This is a genomic window from Kutzneria buriramensis, assembly GCF_003387475.1.
Classification (GTDB): domain Bacteria; phylum Actinomycetota; class Actinomycetes; order Mycobacteriales; family Pseudonocardiaceae; genus Kutzneria; species Kutzneria buriramensis.
Window position 1 is genome coordinate 44,629 of the sequence record NZ_QUNO01000033.1, and the last position, 15,068, is coordinate 59,696.

The 15,068-nt window shown below is 69.8% G+C and carries 9 protein-coding genes and 1 pseudogene; 4 read left to right on the top strand and 6 right to left on the bottom strand.

Annotated elements, in window-relative coordinates; all coding sequences use genetic code 11:
• Nucleotides 1-242: 242 nt before the first annotated feature.
• Both BCF44_RS51645 and BCF44_RS51650 read right to left on the bottom strand, forming a co-directional pair.
• Complete coding sequence (locus tag BCF44_RS51645) at nt 243-1,298, bottom strand: LacI family DNA-binding transcriptional regulator (RefSeq protein ID WP_116181960.1); 1,056 nt, start codon at nt 1,296-1,298, stop codon at nt 243-245.
• Nucleotides 1,282-3,693 (bottom strand): glycoside hydrolase family 3 N-terminal domain-containing protein, encoded by a 2,412-nt coding sequence (locus BCF44_RS51650; protein WP_116181961.1) that lies wholly within the window; start codon nt 3,691-3,693, stop codon nt 1,282-1,284. The genes BCF44_RS51645 and BCF44_RS51650 overlap by 17 nt, the downstream gene beginning before the upstream one ends.
• 199 nt (nt 3,694-3,892) lie before the next feature.
• Between BCF44_RS51650 and BCF44_RS51655 the strand changes: the two genes are divergently transcribed.
• Genes BCF44_RS51655 through BCF44_RS51665 form a run of 3 tightly spaced genes read left to right on the top strand, consistent with a single transcriptional unit; the run spans nt 3,893 to nt 7,050 of the window.
• Entirely contained in the window at nt 3,893-5,206 is a 1,314-nt protein-coding gene (locus BCF44_RS51655; protein WP_211353645.1) for an extracellular solute-binding protein, read from the top strand.
• 28 nt (nt 5,207-5,234) lie between these two features.
• Nucleotides 5,235-6,158, top strand: coding sequence for a carbohydrate ABC transporter permease (locus BCF44_RS51660; protein WP_116181963.1), 924 nt, complete (start codon nt 5,235-5,237; stop codon nt 6,156-6,158).
• A 1-nt stretch (nt 6,159) separates the two neighbouring features.
• Nucleotides 6,160-7,050, top strand: a complete 891-nt coding sequence (locus BCF44_RS51665; RefSeq protein ID WP_116181964.1) for a carbohydrate ABC transporter permease — start codon at nt 6,160-6,162, stop codon at nt 7,048-7,050.
• 264 nt (nt 7,051-7,314) lie between these two features.
• On the opposite strand, the gene BCF44_RS51670 is transcribed toward BCF44_RS51665, so the two are convergent.
• Together BCF44_RS51670 and BCF44_RS51675 are read right to left on the bottom strand one after the other, a co-directional pair.
• Entirely contained in the window at nt 7,315-9,258 is a 1,944-nt protein-coding gene (locus BCF44_RS51670; protein ID WP_211353646.1) for an alpha-L-fucosidase, read from the bottom strand.
• Nucleotides 9,259-9,465: 207 nt separating this feature from the next.
• Nucleotides 9,466-10,806, bottom strand: a complete 1,341-nt coding sequence (locus tag BCF44_RS51675; RefSeq protein ID WP_116181966.1) for a poly(ethylene terephthalate) hydrolase family protein — start codon at nt 10,804-10,806, stop codon at nt 9,466-9,468.
• Between the two features lie 285 nt (nt 10,807-11,091).
• Between BCF44_RS51675 and BCF44_RS51680 the strand changes: the two genes are divergently transcribed.
• Nucleotides 11,092-12,417, top strand: a complete 1,326-nt coding sequence (locus BCF44_RS51680) for a cellulose binding domain-containing protein (protein WP_116181983.1) — start codon at nt 11,092-11,094, stop codon at nt 12,415-12,417.
• Here BCF44_RS51680 and BCF44_RS51685 read toward each other — a convergent pair.
• A pseudogene (locus tag BCF44_RS51685) lies at nt 12,384-12,692 on the bottom strand (cellulose binding domain-containing protein); the annotation flags it as partial. The gene BCF44_RS51680 and the pseudogene BCF44_RS51685 sit on opposite strands and share 34 nt — an antisense overlap.
• A 192-nt stretch (nt 12,693-12,884) precedes the next feature.
• Nucleotides 12,885-14,936, bottom strand: a complete 2,052-nt coding sequence (locus BCF44_RS51690; RefSeq protein ID WP_211353648.1) for a cellulose binding domain-containing protein — start codon at nt 14,934-14,936, stop codon at nt 12,885-12,887.
• Between the last annotated feature and the right edge of the window lie 132 nt (nt 14,937-15,068).

A 15,068-nucleotide genomic window follows, 5' to 3' on the forward strand; every position in this document is an offset into this window, starting at 1 on the left:
GCAAGGCGGTGTGGGACAACAGGTCCGGAACGGCAAGGCCGACCGCAGCTGCGGCAGCACCCCCGGCTCCGGCGCAATCCTGGGTCAACACCGGCTGTCGGCGTGGTCGCGCACCCGGTCGGCGGGACGGCGTTGCGCGGCATCCGAGCCGTCCTCGCGGCCCGCCGCTGACCGGCCAGCAGCTTCACCGGGCCAACTACAGCTACGTCCCATCCGAGAACGGTGGCGGCTGCCACGGTCCATCAGGAATTGCCACGGTGGCCATCGGGTGGCGGTTGATGGTCGAGTCCGGCTCGAGCGGGTGCGGTCGACGCGCGTACCACCAGTTCGGTGGCAAGCTCGATGTGGTGGGACTCGATCTTCTCCCCGTTCGCGAGGCGGAGCGCGGTGCGCAGGGCGACGCCGCCCATCTCCCGCAACGGCTGACGCATGGTCGTCAGCGGCGGTGAGGCCATCCGGGCGAGGAGCGTGTCGTCGAAGCCCACCACGCTCAGGTCCTCGGGGATGCGCAGGCCTCGGGTGCGAGCGGTCTCGATGACGCCGAGGGCGATCTCGTCGTTGCCGGCGAAGATCGCCGTGGGCGGCTCCGCGAGGTCGAGCAGGGCCGCGGCGCCGAGCAGGCCGTTCTGGTACGTGAACTCCCCCGGCCGTACGTAGCCGCACGGCACCGGCGCCTTCTCCGCTTCCATGGCCGCCCGATAGCCGTGCGCCCGTGCCTGGTTGCACGCGGCGGAGGCCGGTCCACCCAGGTAGGCGATGCGGCGGTGGCCGAGGTCGAGCAGGTGCCGGGTCGCGGCCAGGCCGCCGGCGAAATTGGTCGATCCGACGCTGTTGACCTCGCTGTCCGGCAGGTGCAACGGGTCGATGACGACCAGCGGGAGGCCGGCCCGGGTGAGCGCGTCCAGGTGGGCGGCGGTGTGCACGCTGGTGACCGCGATGAGCGCCCGGCGCCCGGCCGCCACCAGGTCACGGGCCCAGTTCCGCGCCCGGTTCGGCTTGCTGACCACGACCGAGACCCCGAGCTCGGCGGCGGCGTCGACGATGCCCTCCAGGGCCTCGGCGCTGTACGACCTGAGGCCACCCTCGAACTGGACCTCGATGATCGAGGGCACCCGTGGTCCGCCGCGACGGACCACGGGAGTCACGTAGTCGTGCTGGTGCAGCAGTTCCTGGATCCGGATGCGGGTCCGCGGCGCGACGTCGCTGCGGCCGTTGACCACTTTCGACACGGTCGCGACGGATACCCCGGCCAGCCGCGCGACGGTCGCCAGCGTCGTGCGGCTAGTGTTCGCCGGCATCGGTTTCCCCGGGAATTATGTGTACCGGTGTGGTGAGCCGACGGTCGTGCCCGACCACGCGGGTGGCTCCGGTCAACCGAACCGTGGTCCGGCACGGGAGATCGACCGAGGACGTGCCGACGTGCACCTCGACCTCGCCGGGTTCGACGATCCGCCGGAGCTCCCGGCCGGTGAACGCGGTCCGGTCGGCGTGCACGTCGAACCGCACTCGCGCGCTCGCGCCCGGTTCCAGGCGCACCGCGGCGAAGCCGGCCAGCTGCCGCACCGGTCTGGTCACCTGGGCGATGACGTCGTGCAGGTACAGCTGGACGACCTCGTGGCCGGCCCGGTCGCCGGTGTTGCGGACCAGCACCGACACGGCGAACTCGCCGTCGGTGGGGATCTCGGTCGCGCTCGTGCGCAGGTCGTCGACCTCGAACGTGGTGTAGGACCGGCCATGGCCGAAAGCGAACAGCGGCGTCGGGTCGAGATTGCTGATGCCGCGGCTGTTCAGGCCGAGCGGCGGCTGCAGGTACGTGCCGGGCTGGCCGCCCGGACGGCGGGGAATCTGCACCGGCAGCTTGCCCGTGGGCTGGACCCGGCCGGACAGCACGCCGGCGATCGCCGCCGCGCCCTCCTGGCCGGGCATGAACGCCTGCACCAGCCCGGCGGCGTGCGGATGCACATCGCCCAGGGCGTACGGACGGCCGGAGACCACCACCACGACCACCGGCGTCCCGGTCGCGAACAGCTCCGCCAGCAGATCGGCCTGCACGCCGGGCAACCGTAGATCCTCGGCGTCGCAACCCTCTCCGGAGGTGCCGTTGCCGAACAGGCCGGCTCGATCGCCGACGACCGCGATGCACAGGTCGGCCTCGTGGGCCGCCGCCGTCGCCGCGGCGAATCCGGACCGGTCCTCGTCGCGCACGTCGCACCCCGGCTCGTGGACGATCTCGGCGTCCGGCAGCTCGGCGCGCAGCGCCTCGACCACGGTCGGCACCGTCACTCCGATGGGCAGCTCGGGATAGCGCGGCAAGACGTGGTTGGGGAAGGCGTAGCACCCCATCAACGTGGTCGGGTCGTCGGCACACGGCCCGACGACGGCGATCCGGCCCGGCGCCGGGCGGCCCGCTCCGACGAGCGGCAGCGCGCTGCCCGCGTCGAGCAGCACGACGGACCGCTCGGCCAACTCGCCGGCCAGCTTCCGGTTGGCCGGCGAGTCCAGGTCGACCGCGTCGGACCCGGCGACCGACGCCTCCGGCGTCCACTCGGGATCGAGCAGCCCGAGCTGGACCTTCTGGGTGAGCAGCCTGCCCACCGCCCGGTCCACTGTGGACTCCGGGAGGTCGCCCCGGCGGACCCGGTCCACGAGGTGCTGGCCGAAGCAGAGCGTGTCCGGCAGCTCCACGTCGACGCCCGCGGACAGCGCCTGGACGCCGGCCTCGTCGGTGCTCGCCGCCATGCGGTGCATGGTGGCGAGGAACGCGATCGCCCCGTAGTCGGAGACGACCGTGCCGGTGAACCCCCACTCGTCCCGCAGCAGCTCGGTCAGCAGCCACGCGTCGATCCCCGCCGGCACACCGTCCACATCGGAGTAGGAGTTCATCACGGAACGGGCGCCGCCCACCGCGATCGCGGTCTCGAACGGCGGCAGTACGACGTCCAGCAGCTCACGGCGGCCGATCGCCGCGGGCGCGTGGTTGCGCCCGGCTCTCGACGCGGAGTATCCGGCGAAGTGCTTGAGGGTGGCGATGGCGCCGGCGCTCTCCAGACCCTGGACGTAGGCGGAGCCGAGCATCGCGACCAGGTGGGGATCCTCGCCCATGGTCTCCTCGACCCGGCCCCACCGGTAGTCCCGGACCACGTCGAGCAGCGGCGCGAGGCCCTGGTGCACGCCGACGGCGCGCATGTCCCGCCCGATGGCGGCGCCCAGCCGCCCCACCAGCTCGGGGTCGAAGGTCGCGGCCCAGGCGATGGCCGCCGGGTACACCGTGGCGCCGTACGTGGTGAAGCCGGTGAGGCACTCCTCGTGCACCAGCGCGGGAATGCCCAGCCGAGAGTTGGCCAGGACCGTGTGCTGCGATCGGACGAGTTCGGCGACGCCGTCCGCCACGGTCACCGGTCGGCTGCCGTAAACCCGGGTCAGGTGGCCGAGCCCGTGCCGGCTGGCCTCGGCCAGCGGCGCCATCCCGGCCGTGAACACGTCCTGCATCGGCGCCACCTGCGAGGTGCCGCCCTGCTCGGTGCCGGCGTGCGACGTGTCGTTGCCCAGCCAGCGGCTGCCGAGCTGGCCGACCTTCTCCGCCAGTGTCATCTCGGCCAGGAGAGCGGCGACGCGGTCCGGCGCCGGCAGCGTCGGGTCCTGCCAGCGCGGCACGTCGCGGCCAGTGACCGACGCCTGATCAGCCGTTGTCATCGCGCTCCCTCTCTTCGACCGGATTTCGAAACATTTCGACAGTCAGAATACGGAGATAACTTTTAGGGAGCAAGTAAGTTGCCGGGTGCTTGACAGTGCAAGGCGGTCATACCTAGGGTGGAAAACCGTCACAAATTTCGAAAGTTTTCGAAGACGACCCCCAAAGAAGTCGGCGGCTCTCGGGAACGGAGAACCCAGCGTGGCAACCCCTATCTCTCGACGTACCGTCCTCGGCCTCGCCGCCGGCCTGCCGCTGTCGATGGCGCTGGCCTCCTGCGGCACGTCCGGTCCGGGCACCAGCGGCGGCGCGACCTACTGGTACCTCAACGGCCAGCCCCAGGAGGGCATCCGGACCGGCGCCGTGGACCGGTTCACCAAGGCCAACCCGGACGAGAAGATCTCCCCGACCACGTTTCAGAACGACGCCTACAAGACGAAGATCAAGACCGCCATCGGCGCCGGGCAGGCGCCCACCATCATCTGGGGCTGGGGCGGCGGCAGCCTGCGCACCTACGTCAAGGCCGGTCAGGTCGAGGACCTCACCTCGTGGTTCGACCAGAACTCCAAGATCAAGGATCGGCTGTTCCCGACCTCGTTCCCCGCCGCGACCGTCGACGGCAAGATCTACGCGCTGCCGTGCGAGACCGTGCAGCCCATCGTCATGTACTACAACAAGAAGGTCTTCGACTCCGTCGGCGCGCGGCCGCCGCAGACCTGGGGCGAGGTCATGGACCTGGTGCCCAAGCTCAACGCGAAGGGCATCGCGCCGTTCTCGCTGGGCGGGCAGTCCCGGTGGACGAACATGATGTGGCTGGAGTTCCTGTTCGACCGCATCGGCGGCCCCGAGGTGTTCCAGGCCGTCTTCGACGGCCAGAAGGACGCCTGGTCCAACCCGGCCGCCATCGAGGCGCTGACCAAGGTCCAGGACCTGGTCCGGGCCGACGGGTTCATCAAGGGCTTCTCCTCGATCACCGCGGACTCCAACGCCGACCAGGCGCTGCTCTACACCGGCAAGGCCGCGATGATGCTGCACGGCTCCTGGTCGTACGGCATCCAGCAGTCCCAAGGTGGCGACTTCGTCTCCAGCGGCTCGCTCGGCTTCATGAACTTCCCCGCCGTCGACGGCGGCAAGGGCGACCCGAGCGACACCGTCGGCAACCCCGCGCAGTACCTGTCCATCTCCTCGAAGGCCACCGACGAGCAGAAGAAGATCGCCAAGGACTTCTTCGCCAAGGGCGTCCTCGACGACGAGGAGATCAAGCAGTGGATCGGCACCGGCGGGGTCCCGGTCGTCAAGGGCACGCAGGACCTGCTGGCCAAGGACAAGAACGCCGACTTCCTCAAGTTCACCTACGACCTCGCCAACAACGCCAAGGTCTTCGCCCAGTCCTGGGACCAGGCGCTCAGCCCGACCGCGGCCGAGACCCTGCTGGACAACATCGCCAAGCTGTTCCAGCTGTCCATCACGCCGCAGCAGTTCGCCACCAACCTCAACGCGGTCATCGGCCAGTGAGGTGAGCCTGCGGAGCGAAGCGATGTCAATGACCGAACTCGCGAGCGATCGGACGGCCCGGGGCACCCGCACCCGCCGGCGCGACCACGGCGGCGTCCTGCCGTGGCTGGCCGCGCCGGCCCTGGCGTTCTTCGTCGGCTTCGCCGTCATCCCGCTCGTCGGCGTGTTCGCGCTGAGTTTCACCACGTGGGACGGGATCGGCGCCATCGTCCCGTCCGGACTCGACAGCTGGCGGGCCGTGCTCACCGATCCCGGGCTGCCGCACTCCCTCTGGGTGACCTTCCTGGTGATGGTCGCGTCCTGGGCGGTCCAGACACCGTCGAGCATCCTGCTGGGCACGTTCCTGGCCGGATACCAGCGCCACCGGGCGGTGCTGTCCGTCGTGTACTTCGTCCCACTGCTGCTCAGTTCGGCGGCGATCGCGATCGCGTACAAGGCGTTGCTGGACCCCAACTTCGGGCTCGGCGCCGGCCTGGGGATCGGGTTCCTCAGCCAGGACTGGCTCGGCCGGCCGGCACTCGCCTTCGGCCTGGTCGTCTTCGTCGTGTCCTGGCAGTTCATCCCGTTCCACGCACTGATCTACCAGGGCGGCGTCCGGCAGATCCCACGGTCCCTGTACGAGGCCGCGCAACTGGACGGCGCCGGGCGGGTCCGCCAGTTCTTCACCATCACACTCCCCCAGCTGAGATACACGATCATCACCTCGTCCACGCTCATGGTGGTCGGGTCGCTGACCTTCTTCGACCTCATCTTCGTGCTGACCGCGGGTGGCCCGGGAGACGCCACCCGCGTGCTCGCGCTCGACATGTACAAGCGGGGGTTCCAGGCGAACCTGATGGGCCCCGCCAGTGTCATCGCGGTCATCCTCGTCCTGGTTGGCCTTGCCCTCGCCCTGCTGCTGCGACGGCTCGGTGGCCGCGACGCGAGCCAGAGCCAACTCGAAGGCGTCTGACATGACCACCACATCGACCAGGCCACAACACCACACCGCACCTCACCGCGTGCGGCAGCACCACGCCGGTCCGGCCCACCGGCGCAACTGGCCGGGCAACCTGGCCGCATGGCTGTGGCTCGCCGTCGTCGTCATACCCCTCTACTGGATTCTCATCACCAGTCTCAAGGTCCAGAGCGGCTACTACGCGAGCAACCCGCTGGTGCCCCCCAGCGACCCCACGCTGGACAACTACCAGTTCGTTCTGCAGTCCGACTTCATCACCTACTTCATCAACACCGTCGTGGTCACCGCCGGCGCGGTCGTGCCGGCGGTCACGGTGTCCTTCATGGCCGCCTACGCCATCGTGCGCGGCTGGTCCAGTCGGTTCCTGCGTGCGGTCAACAGCCTGTTCCTCATGGGGCTGGCCATTCCGCTACAGGCCACGGTCATCCCCATCTACCTGATCATCATCAGGCTGCACCTGTACGACAGCCTGCTCGCGCTGATCCTCCCGTCGATCGCGTTCGCCATCCCGCTGTCCGTGCTGATACTGGCCAACTTCATCCGCGACGTCCCCAAGGAGCTGTTCGAGGCGATGCGCGTCGACGGCGCCACCGAGTGGATGACGATGTGGCGACTGACGGCGCCGCTGACCCGACCGGCCCTGCTCACCGTGTCCATCTTCAACGCGCTGACCGTCTGGAACGGGTTCCTGCTGCCGCTGATCCTCACCCAGAGCCCCGACAAGCGAACCCTGCCGCTGGCACTGTGGACCTTCCAGGGCCAGTACAGCGTCAACGTCCCGGCCATCGCCGCCGCCGTTGTCCTCACCACGCTGCCCGTCCTGGTCCTCTATGCCTTCGGCCGCCGCCAACTCCTCGGTGGCCTCGCCGCCGGCTTCAGCCGGTGACCGGCAGCACTCCGCGTTCGGCGTTCACGTCGCTGTGTCCCGGTCTCCTTGCGGGGCGCGACCGCACGCCGCCGCTGCTGGCGCGCCCCCTGGGGCTGCGCCTCGGCGAATCTGACGGACCCTCGCACGCCAGTCCCGCCGGCACCCGGACGGTCGACTTTCCGCTCCCGACCTGAACCCTGCCCGGCCGGTGCCTCGAACGGCTGAAGGTGCCCGGCCACTGCGGTGGCCGGGCAGCAGTCGGCGCGGTCCCGGCGCGGGCGATCAGCTGAAGAGCCGGTCGTATGCCTGGAACTCGCGGATCGACGCCCAGCAGCCGGTGTCCAGTCCGGTCACGGTCACCCGCAGATGGCGCGCGGTCGCGGTGAACGGCAGGGTGTGCACCTGGCTGGTGTCGCTGTTGTTCGTCCGATCGACCACAGTGGACCAGGTGCGGCCGTCGGTCGAGCCCTCGATCCGGTAGCGGTAGGTCTTGCCGGGGAACTCCCAGGCGATCCGGGCGCCGGTCAGCCCGGTGACGGCGCCGAGGTCGACGTGCAGCCAGTGGCCGGTGGCGCCGTCCGCGGCGCACCAGCGGGTCGCGGTGTCCCCGTCGGTGGCGTGCGCGGCGGTGTTGCCCTTGCCCTTCTCCTCGCTGTCGGCGGTGGTGGCCCGGCCGACGGCGATGTCGGTCGCCACCACGGGCCGGTCCAGCACCACCGCGACAACGGTGTCCTGCGGGTGCACCGTGCGGTCGATACCGGTGATGGTGACCGTGCCGTCCGAACCGACGGTGTAGGGCAGGGACTGCCCGCCGGGCACGGCGTACACCCGCCGCACCTGGGCATCGCCGATCGGCGGGGTGGTGACCGCGCCGGAGGGCTGGCCGGGCAACAGGTGCACGTAGAACGTCGCGTCCCGGAACGTGTAGCCGACCTTGCCGTCGACCGGGTTCCACGGCCCGCCACGGGTTCCGTACACTGCTTCGTCCACATCGGACAAGAAGGTGCCGACCTGGGTGAGCACAGTCACCGAGTCTGCCGGCACGGCGCCGTGCCGGTCCGGCCCCACATTGATCAGCGTGGTCATGTTGCGCACCAGGGCATTGACCACCACCGCGACGATCTGGTCGTAGCTCATCACCGAGGCTCCCTCGGTGTAGCCCCAGGCGCCCCGGATGGTGAACGTCTTCTCCACCACCCCGGCCCGGATCGGCCCGGTCGGCACCGAGCCCCCCTCCTCGACACCGTAGTCTCCGGCCCAGCCCGAACGCGGGGTCACCACGACAGTGGGCTGGTGCGCGCGCACCATACCCATCAGCCCCAAGGGTTTTCCGGTTGCGGGCTCGGTCTCGCCGTACCCACCCACCGGCCACTGGTTGGCCGGGTCGCGGTACTGGCCGGGCTCCCAGAAGAACGCGCCGTCGGCGTCGCTGCCCTGCTCGGCCAGCCAGCCGCCGTCCCACCACAGATCGTCGATCGGACCGTAGTCGGACACCAGCTGCTTGACCGCCTGGTACACCTCCTCCTTCATCACCCTCGCGTTCGCCCGGTAGTCGAAGCTCGCCGGGTCGGCGCCCTCGTAGTTCCACGGCGGAGTCGGCAAGGTCGCGCCGGTGACGTTGTAGTAGCCGGGATAACGCCAGTCGATCGGCGAGTAGTACAGCCCGACCTTCAGGCCGGCGGCGCGCACCGCCGACACGTAGCCGGCGACGAAGTCCCGGTTCAGCGGCGCCTGCGCGCTGGTCCACGCGTTGGGGTGCGAGTTCGGATACAGCCCGAACCCTTCGTGGTGCCGGGAGGTGAGCACCACGTACTTCGCGCCCATGGTCTTGGCCAGCTCGACCCAGGCGGCCGGTTCGTACTGGTCGGCGGTGAACTGCTGCGGCGAGGCAGTGGTGAGGAACCCGCGGTACACGCTGGGCTTGACCTGCGCGGTGCGCTCGTACCACTCGCCCTGGGCCGGTCCGGCGTAGACGCCCCAGTGGATGAACAGGCCGATCTTCGCGTCGGCCAGCCAGCCGACCGTCGCGTCGGGCTGTTGAGCGAGCCCCAGGTCGACCTGCGGCACCCGCAACGCCGGCAGCGGCACGCCGGTCGGGGTGGCCGCGGTCGGGGTCGCGGAGGGTCCGGTCGCGGCCGCGGCGGTGGCGGGCAGGACGCTCAGGGCACCGGCGGCGGCCGCACCGGCGAGGAAACGACGGCGAGGCAACGGTTCGGCGGGAGACATCGGCATCAACCTCCGGTGGCGGGCGGAAGGGGTCGACAGCCGAGCCGGATGGCGGCCCAGCCCAGGTAGGACATCCGATCTTTAGCGGACGCTACAGTGGGCCGAGCCGGACCGTCAAGGACACTTCTCTTGAGCTGCAATCGTTCCTGCTGTCGATTCGCAAGACATCGCTATCGACACATCGGATCTATGTTGGGACAGTGGGCGTCAGCCGAGATGCCACTGCTGATTGCCGCCGCCGTTGCAGGACCACAGTTCGACCGGGGCGCCATCGGCGGTGGAGGCGCCGGTCACGTCCAGGCACAGCCCGGACTGCGCACCGGTGACGGTGCCGTCGGCATTGAGGTTCCACTGCTGGTTGACCTGACCGTTGCAGGACCAGACGATCACCTTGGTACCAGGACTGGAGCCCTGGCCGCTGGCGTCCAGGCACAGCGTGGCGCCGCCCAGTGTGACGGTCAACTGCGCGGCGGCGGTGTGCGTCCAGATCTGCCCGGCCTGCCCGCCACACGTGCCGATGGTCACCTGCGCGCCCGGTGCGCCGGTCGAGGGGGCGGCCAGGCACTTGGCCGCGCCCACCGCGTGCAGCGCGCCGGTGTTCCCGCCTCCCGGTGCGCTGCCGCCGGGCACGTACGGGCACTTGGGGGTGTAGAGCGAGATGGAGCTGGGATCGGGTGGCGCCGGGCACAGGAAGGGCGTGTAGCGGGTGTCGTTGTCCAGGAAGGTCTTCAGCCAGGGGATCAGCAGTTTCATCTCGACGTTGTTGGGATGGGTGTAGTAGACGTGGTCGGCGCCGGCGACCTGGGCGAAGTCGCTCTGCGTCGAGGCGGGCATGGTGGCGTAGAGGCCGCTGAGGTAGGACGGCGTGACCACAGCGTCGTTCTGCCCGCCGATCACCATCGTCGGCACCGTGTCCGCGGCCAACGACAGGTTGCCCACCGGTGAGCCGGGTGCCAGACCGACCGCGGCCTTCAGCGTGGGCTGCCTTTCCGCCGCGAGCATCGCCCCGGCCCCGCCCGCGGAATGGCCGAGCACCGACAGCCGGTTCGGGTCGACCCGGTCGCGCACCGGGCTCTGCGTGGTCAGATAGTTCAACGCGGCCAACAGTTCGGTGCCGCGGGCGTCGGCGCTGTCGGTGCGGGTGGTCGTCTCCACGCCGATCACCACGAAACCGAACGAGGCCAACCACGGCCCCATCCACGCTTCCTCGTTGGCGAACAGCGCGGAGTACCCGGGGACGATCGCCAGCGCACCCCAGGTGCCCAGGCTGGTGTCGGTCGGGTAGTACACCGTTCCACCGTTGAACCCGTGGCCCGCCGGCACGCTCGTCGAGGCCGTCGCGAACGGGCCGGCACTGGCCTCGATCATCGCCACCGTCGGATCAGGGCCCCGCTGGTACGGATTGCCCGGCGCGGTGTCCCGCGGCTGGGCGAGGGCGGGCCGCGCCGCGAGCACGGCCCCGGCCAGCGCGACCACCATGGCCAGGACAGCCACGAGGATTCCGGTCACCTGGCCTCTTGTCCCGCCTCGTCGCACGATCGCCTCCACAGCCACGCGGACATTCCACCCGAGGGTGACAAGACGATTCCGCGACCTCAACAACGGGCGCGCACCGGTGCGGACCACCGAGCCGGCCCGCCGCCGGATCGCCGCTGCACCTTCCCCTGTTTCGATTCCATCGACGCGGCGACCGCCGCGTCGTCGACGGTCCACGGCCCGGAAAGTTTCATCGGCGAATCGGGATTCTTCGCGGCGCCGGCGCCGCACCGTTGACATCGGCCGGCGCCGCACCGCGCAATGAACGCCGACGAGCCACGTCCGGAAGGGGTGTTCATGCGCAGGTCGCGCGGGACCAGATTCGTGCTCGGCGCCAGGGTGCTGGCGGTGACCGCGTTCGCGGCCGTCGTCGGGCTGCTGCTGTTCCAGTCACCGGCCGTCGCGCTCGACGTCACCGGCACGCCGTCGCCGGTCACCGGCAACGCCACGTACTTCAGCGGCCTCGGCTCACCGTACGGCGGTTGCGGGCTGCCGCAGGCCAACCTGGACAGCCAGGACTTCGTGGCGTTGAACGTGTTCAACACTCCGGGCAACTACGGGATGTTCCCGCGCCCGGTGCCGTCGTCGCAGTCCAACATCCTGGGCATGTTCGACAACGGCCTCAACTGCGACCGGTACGTCCAGGTCACCATCGGCGACTACTGCACCGGCACCAACGACGGCGCGCAGAGTCAACCCTTCTGCCGCAACGGTTCCTGGGTCGGCGACAAGTACAACGGTGCCACGCTGACCATGGTGGTCGCCGACAGTTGCGCCGACTCCAACGCGTGGTGCCGGGACGACCCCTACCATCTGGACCTGCACCAGGACTCGCTGAGCCGGTTCGCGCTGAACGGCACCCCGGTCGGCAGCGGGTTGGCCGATCACTGGAACAACCGGCACATCTCCTGGCAGTTCGTGCCGACGCCGAACTACACCGGCGACATCCAGATCGGTTTCCTACAGGGCGCGCAGACCTGGTGGGGCGCGACCGCGATCTCCCACCTGCCCAACGGCATCCACGGCGTGCAGTACTTCGCCAACGGCGGGTGGACCAACGCCACAATGGACGGTGACATGGGACAGGCGTACATCCTGGCCCCCACGACCGCCGGCGGCACCCAGTTCAAGATCCGCGTGCTGGACGCGAACGACACGCTGATCAACAACGGCCGGGTGTACACCTTCTCGCTGCCGGCGTCCTGTTCCGCGCAGTGCGCCGCGGCCTACACACAGGTCGGCTACACGACCAGCGACGGCGGTGGCACCACCACGACGACCACTCCCCCGCCCTCGTCCACCACGACGCCGCCGACCACGCCGCCCGGCGGGTGCACGGCGAGTGAATCGATCACCAGTAGTTGGCCCGGCGGTTTCCAGGCCAGCGTCACCGTCACCAACACCGGGACGGCGCCGATCAGCTCCTGGACCGTCACCGGCACGTTCCCCGGCAGCCAGACCGTCGCCAACTCGTGGAACGCCACGGTCACCCAGTCCGGTGCGCAGCTGAGCGCCACCAACGCCGGCTACAACGGCACCATCGCGGCCGGCGGCAGCACGAGCTGGGGCATGACCATCAACGGCGCCAATCAGCCACTGACCAACCTGGTGTGCCATACCTGAACCACGGCAACCGAACTCCGCTGTGCCCCACAATCTGGGTGCGGCCACGCCGCCAGCGTGGCCGCACTCGCGGTCGGCCGCAGGCGGTTCCGTTGAGAGTGAACGCGGTCGGGGGCGAGTCGTCGGTGTTCCAGGTGCCCTGGAAGCCGAACGAGGTGTTTCCACCCAGGCGTTGGTGATCTTCTGGTCGCCGGGAAGGTGAACCCGACCGTCCAGCCGCTGACCGCGCCGGACCCGGTGTCGGTGATCGTCACGTTCGCCGTGAATCCACCTGCCCACTCACGTGTCCTGGCTTACGTCACGACATCGATCGAAGAGCGTGACGGTGAAGGTGCCGGCCGTGGTCGGGCTGCCGGTGATGAACCCCGACGAGCCGATCGCCGGCCCGCTCGCGCCGTAGGTCGACGTCTGACGTGCGGGCCGGACCGCCCGGCCAGGTCCACGCGGTCCGGCTCGCCACTGTCGCCTCAGCCGCAGGCGGCTCCGTTCACCGAGAAGCTGGTCGGCGAGGCGTCGCTGCCGGTCCAGGTGCCCTGGAACCCTATGGACGTGGAGCCGTTGGCCGGGATCTGGGCGTTGTAGCCCACGTTCGTGATCGACACGTTCGCCCCGCTCTGGGTCGTCGTGCCGCTCCAGGTGTTGGTGATCTTCTGGTCGCCGGGGAACGTGAAGCCGAGTGTCCACCCGGAGATCGCCGCGGAACCGGTGTTGGCGATCGTGACGTTCGCGGTGAAGCCGCCCGGCCACTGGTTGGGCTGATACGTCACATGGCAGCCGCCGCCCCCCGTGCTGCCTGGCGAGATCGTCCAGTTGAAGGCGGCGGATCCGGACGCTCCGGTGCCGTCCGCGGCGGTGACGGTGACGGCGGAGCTACCGGCGGTCGTGGGGGTGCCGGAGATGAGGCCCGTGCTGGCGTCCACGGTCAGTCCGGCGGGAAGCCCGGTGGCGCTGTAGGTGAACGCCTGACCGGACTCCGAGTCACTGGCCTGGATTTGCAGGCTGGCGGGCGTGCCGACGGTGCCGGTCTGGCTGCCGGGGTTGGTGACCGTCACGGTGTTGCCGGTTCCGCCGGAACCGCCGATGACGTAGGTGACCATCGACCGCGCCGGGATGCTCGCGCTGAAGGCGCCCCCGCTGACCGCGGTCGGAGACTGCGCCGCCGCGTTGTTGTTCGAGTTGGTCAGGTACGGCGTGACGGTTGCACCGGCCGCGGTCCCAGTGTTCTGGAGGTTGTAGGTCACCGAATCGGCCGCGTTACCGGTGTTGATCACGACGACCGCGACGGTGCCGTCGGTGTTCTTGTAGGCGCTCAGTTGCAGGTTGCCGTCCGAGGTGGTCGCGCCGACGCGGGTGGCGCCCGGGTGGATGTACCTGCTGTAGTTGGCGAACGCCCACAGCCGGCCGGCCGGGATCACCGACGAGCCGTTGATCTCCAGCAGGCCCTCGTTGTCGCCGTTCTCCGAGGGCGTGGTGCTGCCCCACCAGTAGAGGAACGCGCTCAGGTCGGCAGAGGTCAGCCCGGCGTGAATGTGCTGCGCCCAGGTCAGGCCGGAAGCCGGGGAGCCGTCGTCCCACGCCGGATCCCAGCCCTCGAAGGTCGACCACTCGGTCTGCCAGGTCGGCTTGCTCCATCCCGACATCCGGGAGGTGGGTGTGCTGCTGTAGCCGTGGCTGGTCAGCACGGCCGTGTCGGCCAGCGCGGTGGGGTCGGCGGCGATGGCGGAGGCGTACTGGCCGGACACCGACCATCCGGTGGCCGCGCAGCAGTCGATCTGCGTGGACAGCCCGGAGTTCTTGACCGTGGGCCCCAACACGTCGAGCAGGTTCGCCATCTGCGCCGGACTCATGGTCATGCTGTCGTAGTTGGCGCTGTAGTCGGGCTCGTTGGACGGGCCGAGGTAGGTCAGCGGAACTCCGGCGGCGGCGTAGTCCTTGGCGTACTGGACGAGGTAGTTCGAATACGCCTGGCGCCAGTCGCCGCTGCCGCAGGACGCCCCGGTGACCCCGCAGACCTGGCCGCCGTTGGCCGTCGAGTTGTTCGTCTTCATGAACGCCGGCGCGCTCCACGCGTCCGCGAACACGTCGGACACGCCGTAGCGGCTCTTGATCTGCTGGGCGAACCAGAGCTGTCCCTGGTCCTGGCCGATCGACGCGAGCGAGGCGTAACTCGGCGTGGCGTTGGGCCCGCCCGGGTTGTTCGGCTCGATGGTGCTGCCGGGGTCCGCGCTGATCTCGTTGCGCAGCATGGTCAGGCCCGCGCCGCTGGTCGGGCTGTAGAGCAGGTCCAGCGCCCTCTGCTGGACGGCCGACGGGGCGTTCATGACGGTGCTCGCCTCGCCGAACGCCTCGGAGGCGCCGAAGCCGGTGATGGTCTGGTACGTCGTGCCACCGTTGATCGTCGCGACGGAGGCCGCGAACGCGACGCCCGGCTGCGCCACGACGGTCAGCGCGCTGGCGACCGCCAGCGCTCCCGCGGCGACCAGGGTCAGGGTTGTTGTTCGGCTACTTCTTCCGCGCACGGCAGGAATTCCTTTCCGGAGAAGGGGCATCCGGCGAATCACGGCGCCGGCCACCAAGGGTCGGGTGGCGGTCACGCTACGAAACGGCCCGACATCTCTCAACCGCGCCACGTTTCGAAAATTTCGACATCT

What these genes read in the sequence shown, in the direction of transcription:
- BCF44_RS51645 (WP_116181960.1), bottom strand. Translation starts at nt 1,298, where the DNA reads ATGCCGGCGAACACTAGCCGCACGACGCTGGCGACCGTCGCGCGGCTG.
- BCF44_RS51650 (WP_116181961.1), bottom strand. Translation starts at nt 3,693, where the DNA reads ATGACAACGGCTGATCAGGCGTCGGTCACTGGCCGCGACGTGCCGCGC.
- BCF44_RS51660 (WP_116181963.1), top strand. Translation starts at nt 5,235, where the DNA reads ATGACCGAACTCGCGAGCGATCGGACGGCCCGGGGCACCCGCACCCGC.
- BCF44_RS51665 (WP_116181964.1), top strand. Translation starts at nt 6,160, where the DNA reads ATGACCACCACATCGACCAGGCCACAACACCACACCGCACCTCACCGC.
- BCF44_RS51670 (WP_211353646.1), bottom strand. Translation starts at nt 9,258, where the DNA reads ATGTCTCCCGCCGAACCGTTGCCTCGCCGTCGTTTCCTCGCCGGTGCG.
- BCF44_RS51680 (WP_116181983.1), top strand. Translation starts at nt 11,092, where the DNA reads ATGCGCAGGTCGCGCGGGACCAGATTCGTGCTCGGCGCCAGGGTGCTG.